This is a genomic window from Baekduia sp. (assembly GCF_035685985.1).
Taxonomy (GTDB): domain Bacteria; phylum Actinomycetota; class Thermoleophilia; order Solirubrobacterales; family Solirubrobacteraceae; genus Baekduia.
The window spans coordinates 206475-222496 of the sequence record NZ_DASRZV010000037.1 but is presented as its reverse complement, the minus strand read 5'-3'; the positions used below and the strand labels follow the sequence as shown (position 1 = coordinate 222496).

Annotated in this window: 17 protein-coding genes; 15 read left to right on the top strand and 2 right to left on the bottom strand. The window is 76.3% G+C overall.

The annotated features are described in order from the left end of the window. The first annotated feature begins 43 nt into the window (after nt 1-43). Nucleotides 44-1174, top strand: a complete 1131-nt coding sequence (locus tag VFG42_RS25935) for a spermidine/putrescine ABC transporter substrate-binding protein (protein ID WP_324911747.1) — start codon at nt 44-46, stop codon at nt 1172-1174. Here VFG42_RS25935 and VFG42_RS25930 read toward each other — a convergent pair. Beyond that, nucleotides 1153-2607 (bottom strand): amidase, encoded by a 1455-nt coding sequence (locus VFG42_RS25930; RefSeq protein ID WP_324911746.1) that lies wholly within the window; start codon nt 2605-2607, stop codon nt 1153-1155. The two genes, VFG42_RS25935 and VFG42_RS25930, sit on opposite strands and share 22 nt — an antisense overlap. A gap of 30 nt (nt 2608-2637) precedes the next feature. Between VFG42_RS25930 and VFG42_RS25925 the strand changes: the two genes are divergently transcribed. From VFG42_RS25925 to VFG42_RS25865, 13 genes are all read left to right on the top strand, one after another. Then, nucleotides 2638-3771 carry a C45 family peptidase gene (locus VFG42_RS25925; protein ID WP_324911745.1) on the top strand — a complete coding sequence of 378 codons (1134 nt, stop codon included), beginning with the start codon at nt 2638-2640 and terminating at the stop codon, nt 3769-3771. After that, on the top strand, nt 3768-5066 hold the full coding sequence (locus VFG42_RS25920; protein ID WP_324911744.1) for a flavin monoamine oxidase family protein: 1299 nt from the start codon (nt 3768-3770) through the stop codon (nt 5064-5066). The genes VFG42_RS25925 and VFG42_RS25920 overlap by 4 nt, the downstream gene beginning before the upstream one ends. Then, on the top strand, nt 5063-6124 hold the full coding sequence (locus tag VFG42_RS25915; RefSeq protein ID WP_324911743.1) for an FAD-binding oxidoreductase: 1062 nt from the start codon (nt 5063-5065) through the stop codon (nt 6122-6124). Before VFG42_RS25920 ends, VFG42_RS25915 begins: the two co-directional genes overlap by 4 nt. Next, nucleotides 6121-7626 (top strand): gamma-glutamyltransferase family protein, encoded by a 1506-nt coding sequence (locus VFG42_RS25910; RefSeq protein WP_324911742.1) that lies wholly within the window; start codon nt 6121-6123, stop codon nt 7624-7626. The genes VFG42_RS25915 and VFG42_RS25910 overlap by 4 nt, the downstream gene beginning before the upstream one ends. 166 nt (nt 7627-7792) lie before the next feature. Continuing rightward, on the top strand, nt 7793-8722 hold the full coding sequence (locus tag VFG42_RS25905; RefSeq protein ID WP_324911741.1) for a VWA domain-containing protein: 930 nt from the start codon (nt 7793-7795) through the stop codon (nt 8720-8722). 77 nt (nt 8723-8799) lie between these two features. Then, nucleotides 8800-9009, top strand: a complete 210-nt coding sequence (locus tag VFG42_RS25900; RefSeq protein WP_324911740.1) for a hypothetical protein — start codon at nt 8800-8802, stop codon at nt 9007-9009. Nucleotides 9010-9014: 5 nt separating this feature from the next. Continuing rightward, a complete protein-coding gene (locus tag VFG42_RS25895; protein ID WP_324911739.1) occupies nt 9015-9668 on the top strand; it encodes a response regulator transcription factor in 654 nt (217 codons plus the stop codon). Further along, on the top strand, nt 9665-10549 hold the full coding sequence (locus tag VFG42_RS25890; protein WP_324911738.1) for a HAMP domain-containing sensor histidine kinase: 885 nt from the start codon (nt 9665-9667) through the stop codon (nt 10547-10549). Before VFG42_RS25895 ends, VFG42_RS25890 begins: the two co-directional genes overlap by 4 nt. Nucleotides 10550-10586: 37 nt before the next feature. Then, the gene (locus VFG42_RS25885; protein WP_324911737.1) at nt 10587-11618 is read left to right on the top strand and encodes a MoxR family ATPase; all 1032 of its coding nucleotides are present in this window, start codon (nt 10587-10589) and stop codon (nt 11616-11618) included. Next, nucleotides 11618-12508: a DUF58 domain-containing protein gene (locus tag VFG42_RS25880; protein WP_324911736.1), complete on the top strand. Its 891-nt coding sequence runs from the start codon at nt 11618-11620 to the stop codon at nt 12506-12508. The genes VFG42_RS25885 and VFG42_RS25880 overlap by 1 nt, the downstream gene beginning before the upstream one ends. Then, the gene (locus VFG42_RS25875; protein WP_324911735.1) at nt 12505-13452 is read left to right on the top strand and encodes a VWA domain-containing protein; all 948 of its coding nucleotides are present in this window, start codon (nt 12505-12507) and stop codon (nt 13450-13452) included. Before VFG42_RS25880 ends, VFG42_RS25875 begins: the two co-directional genes overlap by 4 nt. Before the next feature lie 12 nt (nt 13453-13464). Next, a complete protein-coding gene (locus tag VFG42_RS25870) occupies nt 13465-13830 on the top strand; it encodes a hypothetical protein (RefSeq protein WP_324911734.1) in 366 nt (121 codons plus the stop codon). Next, complete coding sequence (locus VFG42_RS25865; protein ID WP_324911733.1) at nt 13827-14285, top strand: hypothetical protein; 459 nt, start codon at nt 13827-13829, stop codon at nt 14283-14285. The genes VFG42_RS25870 and VFG42_RS25865 overlap by 4 nt, the downstream gene beginning before the upstream one ends. 28 nt (nt 14286-14313) lie before the next feature. Here VFG42_RS25865 and VFG42_RS25860 read toward each other — a convergent pair whose 3' ends face one another. Continuing rightward, nucleotides 14314-15294 (bottom strand): AraC family transcriptional regulator, encoded by a 981-nt coding sequence (locus VFG42_RS25860; RefSeq protein WP_324911732.1) that lies wholly within the window; start codon nt 15292-15294, stop codon nt 14314-14316. 86 nt (nt 15295-15380) lie between these two features. On the opposite strand from VFG42_RS25860, the gene VFG42_RS25855 reads away from it, so the two are divergent. Continuing rightward, nucleotides 15381-15851, top strand: coding sequence for a pyridoxamine 5'-phosphate oxidase family protein (locus VFG42_RS25855; RefSeq protein ID WP_324911731.1), 471 nt, complete (start codon nt 15381-15383; stop codon nt 15849-15851). Nucleotides 15852-16022: the final 171 nt, after the last annotated feature.

The window sequence follows — 16022 nt, the reverse complement described above, 5'->3', positions numbered from 1 at the left end:
GCACGCACACATGAAGGACGACGAGATCAGGATCCTCGCCCCCATGGGTCCGATGACCCGGCGCAAGGCGCTCATGGCCGGCGCCGGCGGCATGGCCTCGCTGCTGCTGGCCGCCTGCGGCGGCAAGTCCGGCGCCGGCGGTGGGGGCAACAGCGCCGCCGCGTCGGGGGCCGAGAAGCTCGGCACGAAGGTCGAGGCCGGGCCGCTGTTGATGGCCAACTGGGCCGACTACGTCGACCCGGCCGACTACAAGCGCTACACCGCGAAGTTCGGCCCCAAGACCAAGGTCGAGGGCTACGGCTCCAACGACGAGCTGATCGCCAAGCTGTCGGCCGGCGGGTCGGACTACGACATCGTCGTCCCCTCGGGCGGCTACATCCCCGAGATCGTGGAGAAGGGCCTGGCGCGGCCGCTGGACCACGCGCTGCTGCCCAACCTGAAGAACCTGCAGCCCAAGTTCACCAAGAACCCCTGGGACCCGGGCAACAAGCACGCGGTCACCAAGGACTACGGCATCACCTCGTTCTACTACCGCAAGGACGTGGTGCCCGACCCGCCGACGACGCTGGAGGGCTGGTGGCAGCTCATCCCCAAGCTCAAGGGCAAGTCGATCAACTTCATCGAGGGCTCGGCGGAGACGATCCCGCTCGCGCTGCTGGCGCTCGGCCTCGACGCGTCGTCGACCAAGGACGCCGACTACCAGCAGGCGATGAAGCTGATGAACGCGGCCAAGCCCGCGATCTCCAACATCAACTCGACCTACATCGAGCGCCTGGGTCGCGGCGACATCGACCTCGGCATCGGCTGGAACGGCGACGTCGCCCGCGCGGCGACCGACGCCAAGAAGAAGGGCATCGACATCGGGTTCTTCGTCCCGCAGGACCGCGGCTGGTACTGGACCGACGAGTGGCTGATCCCGGCCGCGGGCAAGAACCCGGTCGCCGCGCACGCGTGGATCAACTACATGCTGGACCCCAAGGTCGCGGGCGGGGAGCAGACCTGGGTCGGCTACAACATCCCGGTGCAGGGCGCGCTGGACTACGTCCCGGCGGCGGTCGCCAAGAACCCGATGACCGACATCCCCGACGACGTGCTGGACAAGTACAGCTCGGGCATCAACACGCCCGAGCTGACCGCGATCCAGTCCAAGTACTACTCGCTGTTCCGGTCCTGAGCGCGGCGGTCGACCAGCGGCGGTCGGCGGGCGGCATCGAGCGTCCGCTCGACCGCTCGCGCGACCGCCAGCAGGTCGCGCTCGCCCCGGTGGCGGCCGACGAGCTGCAGCCCCACGGGCAGCCCGTCGGTCGTGAAGCCGGCCGGGACGGAGATCGCCGGGTGGCCGGTGACCGTGATCCGCGAGCAGGAGCGCATCCAGGCGACGTAGTCCTCCATCTCGACGCCGTCGATGGCGGTGGGGTAGGGGACGTCGACGGAGAACGGCAGGGCCTGGGTGACGGGCAGGGCGAGGACGTCGAAGCCGTCGCCGGCCAGGAACGCGCGCATGGCCGTGAACGCGCGCTCGCGGGCGCGCTGGGCGCTGCCGATCCGCGCGCCGGTCAGCGCGAGGCCCTTCTCCAGGTTGTAGATGATGGTGTCCTTCAGGCGGCCGGGGTGCTCGGCGGCGAGCGGCGCGATGCCCGTGGCGAAGCCGAGCGCGCGCAGGACGTCGAAGGCCTCGTCGGCGTCGCGCAGGTCGGGCTCGGCGTCCTCGACCCGCGCGCCCGCGTCGGCCAGCCGCGCGCGGGCGGCGCGCAGGACGTCGCGGATCGCGCCCTCGACGGGCAGGTCGCCCAGGCGCTCGCTCCAGCCGACGCGGAGGTCGCCGACGGCGCGGCCCTCGCCGATCGGGTCCAGGGCGTCGGCCGGGGCGGGGACCGAGCGCGGGTCGCGCGGGTCGTCGCCGGCCAGCGCGCCGAACAGCAGCGCGGCGTCGTCGACCGTGCGGGCGATCGGGCCGTAGACCGACAGCGACTCCCACGGGTCGCCGCCCTCGACGTCGGCGGCGATCGCGCCCGGCGAGGGCCGCAGGCCGACGACCGAGCAGAACGCCGGCGGGTTGCGGACGCTGCCGCCGAGGTCCGAGCCGTCGGCGATCGGCACCATCCCGCACGCGACGGCGACCGCGGCGCCGCCGCTGCTGCCGCCGCACGTGCGGTCCAGGTCGTAGGGGTTGCGCGTGGCGCCGAAGACCGGGTTGAAGGTCTGCGAGCCCGCGCCGAGCTCGGGCGTGTTGGTCTTGCCGATCACGATCGCGCCCGCCGCGCGCAGCCGCGCGACCATCAGCGAGTCGGCGTCCGGCACGTGGTCGGCGAAGATCGCCGAGCCGTAGGTCGTGCGCATCCCGGCGGCGTCCTCGAGGTCCTTGACCGCGACCGGCAGCCCGTGCAGCGGGCCGAGCGCGTCGCCGCGCGCCACGGCCGCGTCGGCCGCGCGCGCCCGCGCCCGCGCGCCGTCGGCGTCGAGCGTGACGATCGCGTTGACCATCGGGTTGACCCGCGCGATCCGATCGAGGTGGGCCTCCAGCACCGCGGTCGCGGTGAGGTCGCCGGCGGCGATCGCCGCCGCCATCGCCCGCGCGGGCATCCAGCAGATCGTCTCCCCGTCCATGCCGACCGATCGTAGTCGATGTTCATGAACATGCCTCAGACACCGCCCGACGGCCTCGTCGTCCACCGCTCCGCCCCGATGGCGCCCGGGGACCGCGGCGAGGAGCTGGGCGCCGCGCACGCCGAGGGGGTGCGGCGGACGATCGAGGGCTACGAGCGCCTGTTCCGGACGGTGGCCGGCGGCGCGGTCGACCTCGGCGTGCTCGGGGGCGAGGCGCTGCGCGCGATCGACGCGTTCTCGCCCGCCGCGGGCGCCGAGGTGCGCGGCATCGCGCTCGGGGCGGGCGCGGCGCCCGAGCACGTCGCGGCGCTCAACGCGCGGACCGAGATCCTGGCCCTGCTCGGCGCGGGCGGCCGCGGCGAGTGCTCGACGGTCGTCGTGCTCGGCCCCGGCGACCAGCCGCCGCTGACGCTGCAGACCTGGGACTGGCACGACCACTTCGCCGACGGCTGGATGATCTGGACCGTCGAGCACGACGACGGCCGCGTCGTGCACGTGCTGACCGAGTACGGGATGCTGGGCAAGATCGGCGTCAGCTCCCGCGGCTTCGGGTTGCACTTCAACATCCTGCACCACCGCGCCGACGCGGCCACGCCGGCGATCGGCGTGCCGCTGCACGTGCTCGCGCGCGCGACGCTGGACCGGGCCGAGGACGCCTCCGGCGCGCTGGCGATGCTCGGCGCGGCCGAGGTGTCGGCGTCCTCGGCGCTGACGCTCGTGGCCTCCGGCAACGCGGGCAAGTCCGCGATCTCGGCCGACCTGGTGCCCGAGGGCCCGCGCTTCGTGGCGCCCGCGCCGACCGGGCTGCTGATCCGCACCAACCACTGCTTGGACCCGGCGACGGCGCTCGGCGACCGCGCGCCGCGCGTCGGCCCCGACAGCTACCTGCGCCACGACGTGCTCAGCCGCGCGCTCTACGGGCGCACGCCGGCCACCCGCGAGGCGCTGCGGGCGCTGATGGCCAACCACACCGGCGGCAGCGGCGCGGTCTGCTGCCACCCGGAGGAGGGCGCCGAGTTGGGCGACCGCTGGGCGACGCTGGCGACGGTGTCGCTGGACGTCCACGCGGGCGAGCTGTGGGTGCGCAGGAACGGACCCTGCGACGTGGCGTCGCAGTGGTGGGCAGCCGGCGCGCGAGCGACGGCGACGACGGAGGCGGCATGACCGAGGACGTGATCGTGGTGGGCGGCGGCGTGGCGGGGCTGGTCGCCGCGCGGGACCTGGCGGCGGCGGGACGGTCCGTGCGGCTGCTGGAGGCGCGCGAGCGCTTCGGCGGGCGCGCCTGGGCGGCGCCGTTCGCCGGCGACGGGCCGCTGGTGGAGCTGGGCGGCGGCTGGTTCGACGCCGACCTGCAGCGGCCGCTGCGCGACGAGATCGACCGCTACAACATCGGCGTCGACGACGCCGAGCCCTACGCGGCGCCGCGCTGGTTCACCGACGGCGCGCTGCGGCCCGGGCTGCCGGTGCCGGTCGCCGACGGCGGCGACCTCGAGCGCGTGGTCGTCGCGATCAACGCGGCCGGGCGGCGCTACGCCGAGGCCGACGCGGCCCAGCGCGCGGCCGCCGACGTGAGCACCGCCGCGTGGCTGGACGGCCTGGCGCCGACGGCCGCGACCAGGGACTTCATCTACGGCTGGGTCGGGCTGATGTGCGGGGCGTCGATGGACGTCACGCCGGTCAGCGCGCTGCTGGGGCTGGTCGCCGAGGGCGAGGGCGTCTGGTCGATGGCCACGCACCTCAAGCACGTCTTCGCCGACGGCACCAACGCGCTGACCGCCGCGCTGGCCGCCGACCTCGGCTGCCCGGCCGACCGCTCGCGGCCGGTCGTCGCGATCGAGCAGGGCGACGGCGGCGTCGTGGTGCGCACGGCCGACGGCGCCGCGCTGAGCGCGCGGCTCTGCGTGCTGGCGGTCCCGATCAACGTCATGGCCTCGATCGACGTGCGTCCCGGCTTCACCCGGCCGCGCAGCGTCGCGCTGGAGGCCGGCCACCCGTGCCGCCCGCACAAGCTGTGGATGTCGGCCACCGGCGTGCCGGACGGGCTGATCGGCGCGGGGTGGGGGACGCCGCTGCACTGGCTCAACGCGGTCGGCAAGCCCCACGGCGACGGCCAGCTCGTCGTCGGCTTCGCGTTGGAGGACGCGATCGACCCGACCGACCGGGACGCCGTCGAGGCCGCGCTGCGGGTCTATGCTCCGCAGGCGCGCGTGCGGGCGATCGACACCTACAACTGGAACGCGGACCCGTTCTCCGACGGCGCCTGGGCCACCGCCCCCGCCGGCTGGGAGTCGGCGGGCGTGCTCGACGCGCTGGCCGCGCCGCACGGCCGCGTGCTGATGGCGGGCTCCGACGTGGCCGCCGAGCACGCCGGCTGGATCGCGGGCGCCGTCGCCTCGGGCCGGGCGAGCGCGCGGCACGCGCTGGCGCTGCTGGCGGCCGAGCCCGCGCGGGTGGCATGAGCGACGTCGTCGTCATCGGCGGCGGGATCGTCGGGACGGCGGCGGCGCTGTTCCTCGCCGAGGCGGGCGCGTCGGTGACGCTGCTGGAGGCCGAGGCCGTGGCGGCGGCCGCCAGCGGTCGCAACGCCGGGTCGATCCAGCACCCGCTCGACGCGGCGCGCGCCGAGTTGTACGAGGAGTCGGTGGCGATCCACCGGCGCTTCGGCGTGATCGGCGAGCGGGCCGCGGGGCTGCTCGCGGTCGGGCCCGACGCCGCCGAGGCCGAGGTCGCGGCCTTCGCGGGGCTGCGCGCCGAGGCGCTGGACTCCGACGCGCTGCGGGCGATCGAGCCGGAGGCCGCGGAGGGCCTGAGCGGCGTGCTGCTGCACGGCACCGGCTTCCCGGCGCACCCGGCGGCCGCGACGCGGCGGCTGGCCGAGGAGGCGCGGGCGCGCGGCGCGGAGATCGTCGAGGGCGTGCGCGCCACGGTCGAGGTCCGTGACGGCCGCGCCGTGGGCGCGCGCGGCGCCGATGGCAAGGACCATGCGTCGGACCGCGTCCTGGTCGCGGCCGGGCCGTGGTCGTCGACGCTGATCGATCCCGGCGGGGCGTGGACGCCGGTCGGCGCGCTGTGGGGCGTGACCGTGCAGGTCGCGCTGCCGCCCGGGCGGCGCGTCGCGCACCGCGTCGAGGAGTGGGACGGGCCGTTTGCGTCCGGCGTGCAGTTCGAGGCCACGCCGCTGGACGACGTCGTCGTGCTCGGCGCGTCGCGGAGCACCGCGACGCCCGACGAGGACGCGCTGGCGGCGGAGATCCTCGCCCGCGCCGCGCGCTTCCTGCCGGTGGTCGCCGAGGCGACGACGGTCGCGGTGCGCGCCTGCGCGCGCCCGCTCACGCCCGACGGCCTGCCGCTGCTGGGGCCGGTGCCGGGCGTTCAAGGCCTCCATGTCGCCGCCGGGCACGGCGCCTACGGGATCTCGCTCGGCCCGGCGTCCGGCCGCATCGCCGCCGACGCGCTGCTGGATCGCGCGCCGGTGCCCGCGGCGTTCCGCGCCGACCGCGAGGCGCTCCGGCCATGAGCGTCGCGACGCCGCACCGCGCGGCGACCGCCGCCGGCGAGCGCGCGCTGGCCTGCGGCGGCACGGCGGTCGACGCCGCGCTGGCCGCCGCGGCGGTGCTGACCGTCGTCTACCCGCACAACTGCGCGCTGGGCGGCGACCTGTTCGCCCTGGTCCGCCATCCGGACGGGACGATCGAGTCCGTCAACGGCAGCGGCCCGGCGGGGAGCGGGGCGGACGTCGCCGCCGACGCGCTGCGGGCGGCCGGGGCGACGTCGATGCCGGTCACCGGCCCCGACACCGTCACCGTGCCCGGCCTGGTCGCGGGGTGGGCGGCGCTGCACGCGCGCGGCGCGGCGCGCGGCTGGGACGACGCGCTGCGCGACGCGATCGCCTACGCCGAGGGCGGCGTGCCGATCGCGCGCTCGCTGGGCGACGCGATCGCCGACGCGCCGATGGCCGACGCGGGCATGGCGGCGGTCTTCGCGCCCGGCGGCCGGCGCCTGGCCGTGGGCGACGTCCTCCAACAACCCGCGCTGGCCGCCACGCTGCGCACGCTGGCCGCGGGCGGCGCCCGCGCGTTCTACGAGGGCCCGGTCGCCGCGGCGCTGGCGGCGGTGCCCGGCGTCGCGTTCACCGCCGCCGACCTCGGCGCGTTCGCGGCCGAGGTCACGCGGCCGCTGACCGTCCGGGCGCTGGGCCTCGACGTCCACACCAGCCCGCCCAACTCCTCGGGCCTCCTGCTGTCGCAGGCGCTGCGCGCGATCGACCGGCTCGGCGGCCTCGACGTGCCGGCGCGGGCGCTGGCCGAGCTGTTCCGCCTCGGCGCCGCCGATCGCGACCGGCTGCTCGGCGACCCGCGCGCGGGCGCGCCCGCCGCCGACGCGTTCTTGGAGGACTCGCACCTGGCCGACCTCGCCGACCGCGCCGTGACCGAGCGCACCCCGGTCGGCGTCCAGCGCCACCCGCGGCCGACCGGCGACACCGTCGCGGTCGTCGCCACCGACCCCGACGGCCGCGCGGTCTCGCTCATCCAGAGCCTGTTCCACGGCTTCGGCGCGGGGATCCTGGAGCCGTCGACCGGCGTCCTGCTGCACAACCGCGGCGCGTTCTTCAGCCTCACGCCCGGCCACCCCAACGAGCTGGCGCCCGGCCGCCGTCCCGCGCACACGCTGATGCCGGTCCTGGTGACCGACCCCACCAACAACGCGCCGCGCGGCGCGCTGGGCACGATGGGCGGCCGCGTCCACGCGCAGATCCTCACCCAGGTCCTGCTGCGCCTGCTCGGCGGCGAGGACCCGCAGGCCGCCGTCGACGCGCCCCGCTTCATCGTCGGCGGCATGGACCTCGGCGAGCGCGACGACACGGTCCGGGTCGAGGACGGCGTGCCGCTGACGACCCACGCGGCGCTGGCCGACGCCGGCGTCCCGATCGTCGAGGAGCCGCGCGACTCCGAGTGGCTCGGCCACGCCCAGGTCATCTGGGACGGCGTGGCGGGCAGCGATCGCCGCGCGGATCCCTGAGGACCGCCGCGCTCGCCCATCCGTCCAGGTGCCCGGTACCGGACACCGCCCTCGCCGGCTCAAGCGCGCCTAGCGCGCGCCGCTCCGCGCGCTGCCGCGGCCGGGCCGTCGTCCCCGGCCGCGGCGGTGACGCTCAGGTGACGGCCCCGGCCTCACCCTGCGGGGCATGACCTTCGGATCACCCACGCTGCTCGCCGGCCTGGCGCTCGTCCCGATCCTCCTCGGCGCCTACGTGGTCCACGAGCGGCGGGTTCGGGCGCGGGGCCGCGCGCTCGTCGCGCCCGCGTTGGCCGCGGCGGTCACGCCGCGCCGGGCGGGCTGGCGCCGCCACGTCCCCGTCCTCGGCGGGCTGACCGCGCTGGCGATCCTGCTGACGTCGCTGGCCCGGCCGCAGACGACCGTCGCCGTCCCCGTCGAGCAGGCGCGCGTGGTGATCGCCACCGACCGCTCCGGGTCGATGCAGGCCAAGGACGTCGCGCCCGACCGCCTCACCGCCGCGCGCGACGCGGCGATCGACTTCGTGGACTCGGTCCCCGACGGCGTCAAGATCGGCGCGATCGCCTTCAACCAGGCGCCGACCGTCCTGACCTCCCCGACCGACGACAAGCAGGACGTCAAGGACGCGATCGGGTCCATCGAGGCGGCGGGCACGACGGCCACCGGCGACGCGCTGGCCCAGGCGATCAAGCTGCTCCAGGGCGGGGGCAAGGCGCCGTCGGCGATCGTGCTGCTCTCCGACGGCAAGTCGGTCCGCGGCTCGGACGTGCTGACCGTCGCCCGCCAGGCCAAGGCCGCCAAGATCCCCGTCTACACCGTGTCGCTGGGCACGGCGAGCGGGACCATCACCACCAAGTCGGGCACCAGCCCGGTCCCGCCGGACACCGCGACGATGCGGCAGGTCGCCGCGATCACCGGCGGCAAGGCCTACATGATCTCCGACGCCGAGGAGCTGTCGCAGGTCTACCAGCGGCTCGGCTCCAAGCTGACCAAGAAGGACAAGAAGCAGGACGTCGCCAACGAGTTCGCCGGCGGCGCGCTGCTCGTGCTGCTGCTCGGCTCGCTGGCCGGAGTGCGGATGACCGGTCGGCTCGTCTGACCGGACTGGCAGGCTCCTCAGGTTCCGCTCAGGTTCCGCGAAGGCCGGCTTCAGCTCCATGCGGTTGGCTGAGGTCCATGCCCTCCAACCGCCTGGCGTTCCTGTCCGTCGCCGTCGGCTGCGCCCTGCTCGGCTGGGCGACGGCGGGCGTGGCCGCGATCGGCTCCGGCCTGCCGCGGGGGCCCGCGCGCTCGACCGAGCCCGCGATCACCCAGCAGCAGGTCGACCTCACGCCCGACGAGCGGCGCCACGACCACGGCCGCGCGCATGGCCGCCCGGGGGTCTGAGCGCGGTGCGCGTGCTGCTGGCCGAGGACCATCCCGGCGTCGCCACGTCGATCGCGACCGGCCTGCGCCGCCACGGCGCGGCGGTCGACGTCGCGCCCGACGGCGGCCGGGCGCTGTACCTCGCCCGCGTCCATCCCTATGACGTGGTCGTGCTCGACCGCGACCTGCCCGAGGTCCACGGCGACGACGTCTGCCGCGCGCTGAACTCCGAGCGGCCCGACACCAAGGTCCTCATGTTGACCGCGGCGCGCGGCACCGACGACATCGTCGAAGGCCTCGGCCTCGGCGCCGACGACTACCTGCTCAAGCCCTTCCGCTTCGCCGAGCTGGTCGCGCGTGTCGAGGCGCTGTCGCGGCGCGCCGGCAGCGCGCGCCCCGCGGTCCTCGAACGCCAAGGCGTACGCCTCGATCCGGCCCGGCGCGCGGTGACCCGCGACGGCGCCGAGGTCGAGCTGGCCCGCAAGGAGTTCGGCGTCCTGGCCGAGCTGATGGGCGCCGACGGCGACGTCGTCTCCACCGAGGAGTTGCTGGCGAGCGTGTGGGACGCCAACGTCGACCCGTTCTCCAACATCGTGCGGATGACGGTCATGAAGCTGCGCCGCAAGCTCGGCGCGCCGAACGTCATCGAGACCGTCCCCGGCGTCGGGTACCGCATGTGAGCGCGGTCCGGCTGCGCCTCACGCTCTTCTACGCGGGGCTGCTGGCGCTGGCCAGCGGCCTCGTGCTGCTGGCCTCCTACGTCCTCGTTCGCAACCACCTCGACGCCACGCTCGACGCGCCGACCGCGCACGCGGCGGTCGCGTCGCTGGGCTCGCAGTACCTGGTCGCGATCGTCGCGGTGGTGCTGCTGGCGGCGGGCGGCGGCTGGCTGGTCTCCGGCGAGGTGCTCGCGCCGCTGGCGCGCGCGATCGCCGCGCAGCGGCGCTTCGTGGCCAACGCCTCGCACGAGCTGCGCACGCCGATGACCGCGATCCGGCTCGGGGCCGAGGTCGCGCTGGACGACCCGGACGTCACGGTCGAGGACCTGCGCGAGGTGCTGCGCGACACGGTCGCGGCGACCGAGGAGACCGACCGGCTGATGTCCTCGCTGCTGGCGCTGGCCACCGCGACCGACGGCACGCGCGCCGACGAGCCGGTCGAGCTGTCGGCGCTCGTGCGCGGCGTCCTGCCGCCGGGCGCGCGCGTCGACGCGCACCTGGAGCCCACGACCGTCCGCGGCGACGCCGCGCTGCTGCGGCGCGCCGCGGCCAACCTGGTGGACAACGCGCTGCGCCACGGGCGGACCGGGGGACGGGTGCGCGTCGAGCTGCGCTCAGGGCAGCTGACCGTCGCCAACGCGGGCGCGCCGATCGCGCCCGATGACCTCCGACGCCTGGCCGAGCCCTTCGAGCGCCTGCGCCGCGGGACCGCGTCGGGCTCCGGCCTCGGGCTCTCGATCGTCCAGGCGATCGCGGAGTCCCACGGCGGCGCGCTGCGGCTCGACGCGCCCGCCGAGGGCGGCCTGGTCGCGCGCCTCGCGCTGCCCGTCGCGACGAGGTGACGGGCAGGTGACGGGCCGCCCGGCACCCTCGCGGACCATGTCAGACGACCGCACCCTCTTCCCCGATCGACCGACCGAGGTCGACCCCGACGCCGAGGCGCGCCACGCGCTGTCGGCCGTGCTCGCGCAGGCCAAGCGCGTCGTCGTCGGCCAGGACGCGATGCTCGAGCGCGTGCTCGTCGCGCTGCTGGCCGGCGGCCACGTCCTGCTCGAAGGCGTCCCCGGCCTGGCCAAGACGCTGACCGTCCGCACGCTCGCCCAGGCGCTCGGCGGCTCGTTCTCCCGCGTGCAGTTCACGCCCGACCTGGTCCCGGCCGACATCGTCGGCACCCGCATCTGGCAGCCCGACCACGGCGCGTTCGCCACCGAGCTGGGCCCGGTCTTCGCCAACCTGCTGCTGGCCGACGAGATCAACCGCGCGCCCGCCAAGGTGCAGTCCGCGTTGTTGGAGGTCATGCAGGAGCACCAGGTCACGATCGGCGGCAAGGCCTACACCGTGCCCCAGCCGTTCCTCGTGCTGGCCACCCAGAACCCGATCGAGTCCGAGGGCACCTACTCGCTGCCCGAGGCCCAGGTCGACCGGTTCCTGTTCAAGTTGAAGGTCGACTACCCCGACGTCGAGGACGAGGTCGCGATCGCGCGCGGCGTCACGTCGACGTCGGAGGTCCGCCAGGTGCTGACGATGGAGGCGCTGGAGGCCCACCGCGCCCGCGCCCGCCAGGTGCTGGTCGACCGCGCGGTCGCGCGCTACGCGGTGCAGCTCGTCGACGCCACGCGCCACCCGGCGCGTCACGGCCTGCCCGAGTTGGGGTCCTCGATCCTGTTCGGCGGCTCGCCGCGCGCGTCGATCGGCCTCGTGCGGGCCGCGCAGGCGCTCGCGCTGCTGCGCGACCGCACCTACATCACGGTCGAGGACGTCGCCGACCTCGCCAAGGACGTGCTGCGCCATCGCCTGGTCCTGTCCTACGACGCGCTGGCCGACGGCGCCACCGCCGACGCGCTGCTGGAGCGGATCGTCGAGACCGTCGCCGCGCCGCGCGCGTCGCACCTGGTCGAGGTCGCGGCCTGATGCGGCGCCCCTCGCCGGCCCGACAGGGGCCCGGCCCGATCCCCACGCAGGCGCTGCGGCGCCTGGGGCTCACGCTCCGTCGCAAGGTCGCCGGACGCCTGCCCGGCGACCAGCCGACCCGCGGGACGGCCGGCGACGGGACCGAGCTGGCGCAGTTGCGGCCGTACGTCCCGGGCGACGACGTGCGCCGGATGGACCCGGCGGCGAGCGCCCGCACCGGCGAGCCGCACGTGCGCCGCATGGTGCCCGAGCGCGCGATCACGACGTGGGTCGTGGTCGACGTCTCGCCGTCGATGGCCTTCGGCACGACGACGCGCCTCAAGAGCGACGTCGCCGAGGGCGCCGCCGACGTCATCGCCCGCCTGGCCACGGCCCACGGCGGCTCGGTGTCGCTGACGATCGCCGCCGGCGACGAGGCGCCGATCCTGCCGCCCAAGGGCGGCAAGCACGCGTTGGCCGCGCTGCGCCGCGCGCTGGAGGCCGGCGTCGCCGCCGACGGCGTGCGCGGCGACCTCGGCGCCGGGCTGACGCGCGTCGGCCGCCTGGCGCGGACGCCCGGCGTGGTCGCGGTGGTCAGCGACTTCCGCGACGAGGGCTGGGAGTCGGCGCTGCGCGCGCTGGCCGCCCGGCACTCGCTGATCGCCGTCGAGGTCCGCGACCCGATGGAGGACGCGCTGCCCGACGCGGGCGTCGTCGCGTTCGTCGACCCCGAGACGGGCGACATGGTGGACCTGGACACGTCGGACCGGCGGCTGCGCGCGCTGCTGGAGCGGGCCGAGGCCGAGCGGCGCGACCGCGTGGCGGCGACGCTGCGGTCGGCGGGCGCGCGGCACGTGACGCTGCGCACCGACGAGGACTGGCTGCGCGAGCTGGGGCGGGTGCTGCGATGAGCTTCCACGATCCGCTCCATCTCGCCGCGCTGGCGGCGATCCCGCTGGTCGTGCTGGTGTGGATGGCCTCGCGCGCGCGGCGGCGGAGGTTCGCCGTGCGGCTGCCGGGTGTGTCGGCGATGAAGGACGTCGCGGCGGGGCGCGGGCGCTGGCGGCGCGTGCTGCCCGCCGCGCTGGTCGGCGCCTCGGCCGTCTCGCTGGCCGGCGCCTACGCCAAGCCGCAGCGCACGGTCAACGTCCCGATCGAGAAGGCGTCGGTCGTGCTGGTCAGCGACGAGTCCGGCTCGATGGCCGCGACCGACGTCTCGCCCTCGCGGCTGGAGGCGTCGCGGTCGGCCGCCAAGTCGTTCCTGAAGTCCGCGCCGAAGTCGTTGTTGGTGGGCTTCGCCGGCTACTCCTCGGGCGTGGAGACCAACGTCGCGCCGACGACCGACCGCGACGCGATCCAGAGCGCGATCGCCGCCGAGAACGCCGACGGCGGCACCGCGACCGGCGACGCGCTGCAGGCGGCGCTCGACCAGCTCGCGGCCCGCAAGGGCTCCGACGGCAAGACCGCGCCCGCCGCGATCGTGCTGCTCTCCGACGGCCAGACGACCGACGGCTCGGACCCGGTGGCCGCCGCGCGGCGCGCCAAGCAGCTCGGGATCCCGATCTACACGGTGGCCCTGGGCACGCGGGACGGCGTGCTGCAGCTCGACGACGGGCGGCAGGTCTCGGTCCCGCCGGATCCGCAGACGCTGTCGGAGATCGCCTCGACCTCGGCCGGGAAGGCCTACAACACCGATGACGCCGACACGCTCGACGCGATCTACCGGACGCTCGGCTCGAAGATCGGCACCAAGCCCGTCAAGCGGGAGATGACCATGGCGTTCGTCGCCGGCGGCCTGGTCCTGCTGCTCGGCGGCTTCGGCACCGGCGTCCGCTTCCGCTCCACCCTGACCTGAGAGATCAAGGACATGAACACGGACACGACCACCCCTGACGCGCGCCGCATCGCCCACCGCCGCGTGGGCGCGGCGGCCGTCACGGCGTTCCTGGCGCTGTTGGCGCTGGGGGCGCTGCACCAGCCCGCCGACGCGGACACCGGCACCCCGGCGACGCCGGGTCCGGCGCTGAGCCCGAGCCCGCAGCAACAGCGACAACAACCGGTGCAACCGCGCTCGTCGACGCCGAGCACGCCCGGCACGCCCGACGGCGGCGGCTTCTGGCACCACCGCGGAGACGGCGCCGGCGCCGGCGGCGGCATGAACGACGACGGCGGCACCGGCGCGGCGCCCTCCGCGCCCAGCGCCGGCTCGGGCCTCGACGGGAGCACGACATGACCGACGCGATGCAGCACGTCGCCGTCGCCTCGCTGCCGGTCGCCATCGGCCTGGTCGCGCTGGCGCTGGGCGCCTGGGGCGCGCTGGCCGCGCAGCTCGACGACGCCGACACCGTGCGCCTCGCGCGGACCTACCTGCGGCCGCTGAGCAGTTGGGCGCTGGTCGCGCTCGGCGTCCACACGCTCGCGCTGGCGGCCGCGGGCGACGGGAGCGGCCTGGCGTTCGCGCTGGTCGTCGTGCTCGCCGTCGGCGCGGTCGTGCTGCGCTTCGCGCGCGTGCCCGAGCAGCTCGCCACGGCCTCCGCGTCGCCACCCCCGCCCGAGGCGCCGCGCGCGCCGGACGCGCCCGTCCCCGCGCCGCCGCCCACCGGCCCGGTCGCGCCGACCGACGGCCCGCTCTGGGCCGGCCGCGACCCGCGCCGTCCGCGCGACCCGACGGCGCTCTGGAACGGCTGACCCTCGGTCCCGCGCCCGCCGGCCGCGCTCAGCGGCGTGGCCGGCGGATCGCGTGGCCGCGCTCCAGCTCCCACGCGATCGGGTCGCCCTCGGCCGCCTCGGCGTCGCCCGCGCCCAGCTCGGCCAGGACGGAGGCGAGCATCTCGCGGCGGATCGCGCCGTACTCGATGACGTGCGCGACGACCGACCCGTAGGTGAACGACCGCGGCGGCTCGCAGAGCGCGTCGACGAAGCCCGCGTCCCAGGCTCCGCGGTCGCGCAGCGCGCGCACGGTCGCCGCGAAGACGCGGCCCGCGCGGTCCAGCCGCTCGACGCGCGTCCCGGACGCCGGACCGTCGCGCACCTCGCCGCCGATCGCCGCGTTCCAGACCTCGAGCGTCGCGACGAGGCGCTCGGCCATCAGCTCGGCGCTGGGCTCCTCGCCCTCCAGCGGATGGGCGACGAACCCGGGGCGCAGCGGCCGCGCGAGCGCCTCCGCCGGCAGCGTCGCGGCGCGCTCCAGCAGTTGTCGCGCGCGGTCGAGATGATGGCCGACCAGGCGCTCGACGAGCCCGTCGTTGCCGCCGCTCGCTCGCGCGCCGCCGCCGCCGTCGCCGCCGCGCGCGTCGAACGCCACCGCGCCCGGCGGGTGGAACCGGACGCCGTTGGGCGCCGGCAGCGACACCGCCACGTGCGCGGCGTCCGCGAACGCGCTCGGCACCACGCCGTAGGCCTTCACGAACGCGCGCGAGAACGCGGCCGGCGAGCGGTACCCGGCGCGCGCGGCGACCTCCGTCGGCGTCGCGCCCCGCGCGCGCAGCTCCCACGCCGCCCGCTCCAGCAGCAGCCGCCGGCGCAGCGCGACCGGCGACTCGCCCGTCGCGCCCGACAGCAGCCGGTCGAGGTGGTCGCGCGAGAAGTGGGCGCGGGCGGCCAGCGCGCGCCCGTCGGCGCCGGGCTCGTCGAGCGAGCCGACGACGAGGTCCAGCAGGTCGCGGAGACGGTCGGGCGCGGCGGGCAACCACGACATCTTCGCCGACCCGCCGCGACCGGGGCTTGATCGCGTTCGACGTCTTGCCGGCGCTCGGCCGACCGGCGCGCGATGCTCGCCCGTCGATGCCCTCCTTCTCCGCCTTCGAGGCCGCCGCCCCCGAGCTGGCCGCCGCCGTCCGCGCGCGCCTGACCGCGCACACCCACCTCACGCTCGCCACGCTGCGCGCCGACGGCGCCCCGCGCGTCTCGGGCACCGAGTGCACGTTCGCGGACGGCGAGCTGTGGATCGGCTCGATGTGGCAGGCGCTCAAGGCCCACGACCTGCGGCGCGACCCGCGCTACGCGCTGCACTCCGGCAGCGACGACCCGCCCGCGTGGACCGGCGACGCCAAGGTCGCGGGCACCGTGGAGGAGGTCACCGACCCCGAGCTGGTCGAGCGCCTCAACGGCGAGGCCGCCCAGGGCGGCCCGTCGCACCTCTTTCGCCTGGACGTCGCCGAGGCGTCGACCGTCCAGGTCGACGAGGTGGCCAAGCGGCTGATCGTCGAGGTGTGGACGCCGGAACGGGGCGTGCGCCGCATAGAGCGCACGTGACCCGCTCCGGCGCGGCGGGACGTACCTGGCAGGGGTGAGGTCGTCCCGCGGTAGACATCAGCGTTCCATCCCACGGCGCGTGGCAAACGGCGATCGCGCGCGACCCCCCGATCGGACAGCAGGCCCGGCGGTGCATCGGCGCGCCGCTTGCCGGAGCGTCGGGACGGGTCG

Bases quoted from the DNA above. Each gene is read 5' to 3' on its own strand.
- VFG42_RS25865 (WP_324911733.1), top strand. From the start codon at position 13,827: ATGACCGACGCGATGCAGCACGTCGCCGTCGCCTCGCTGCCGGTCGCC.
- VFG42_RS25900 (WP_324911740.1), top strand. From the start codon at position 8,800: ATGCCCTCCAACCGCCTGGCGTTCCTGTCCGTCGCCGTCGGCTGCGCC.
- VFG42_RS25860 (WP_324911732.1), bottom strand. From the start codon at position 15,294: ATGTCGTGGTTGCCCGCCGCGCCCGACCGTCTCCGCGACCTGCTGGAC.
- VFG42_RS25935 (WP_324911747.1), top strand. From the start codon at position 44: ATGGGTCCGATGACCCGGCGCAAGGCGCTCATGGCCGGCGCCGGCGGC.
- VFG42_RS25880 (WP_324911736.1), top strand. From the start codon at position 11,618: ATGCGGCGCCCCTCGCCGGCCCGACAGGGGCCCGGCCCGATCCCCACG.
- VFG42_RS25925 (WP_324911745.1), top strand. From the start codon at position 2,638: ATGCCTCAGACACCGCCCGACGGCCTCGTCGTCCACCGCTCCGCCCCG.
- VFG42_RS25920 (WP_324911744.1), top strand. From the start codon at position 3,768: ATGACCGAGGACGTGATCGTGGTGGGCGGCGGCGTGGCGGGGCTGGTC.
- VFG42_RS25905 (WP_324911741.1), top strand. From the start codon at position 7,793: ATGACCTTCGGATCACCCACGCTGCTCGCCGGCCTGGCGCTCGTCCCG.
- VFG42_RS25915 (WP_324911743.1), top strand. From the start codon at position 5,063: ATGAGCGACGTCGTCGTCATCGGCGGCGGGATCGTCGGGACGGCGGCG.
- VFG42_RS25875 (WP_324911735.1), top strand. From the start codon at position 12,505: ATGAGCTTCCACGATCCGCTCCATCTCGCCGCGCTGGCGGCGATCCCG.
- VFG42_RS25885 (WP_324911737.1), top strand. From the start codon at position 10,587: ATGTCAGACGACCGCACCCTCTTCCCCGATCGACCGACCGAGGTCGAC.
- VFG42_RS25910 (WP_324911742.1), top strand. From the start codon at position 6,121: ATGAGCGTCGCGACGCCGCACCGCGCGGCGACCGCCGCCGGCGAGCGC.
- VFG42_RS25930 (WP_324911746.1), bottom strand. From the start codon at position 2,607: ATGGACGGGGAGACGATCTGCTGGATGCCCGCGCGGGCGATGGCGGCG.
- VFG42_RS25870 (WP_324911734.1), top strand. From the start codon at position 13,465: ATGAACACGGACACGACCACCCCTGACGCGCGCCGCATCGCCCACCGC.
- VFG42_RS25855 (WP_324911731.1), top strand. From the start codon at position 15,381: ATGCCCTCCTTCTCCGCCTTCGAGGCCGCCGCCCCCGAGCTGGCCGCC.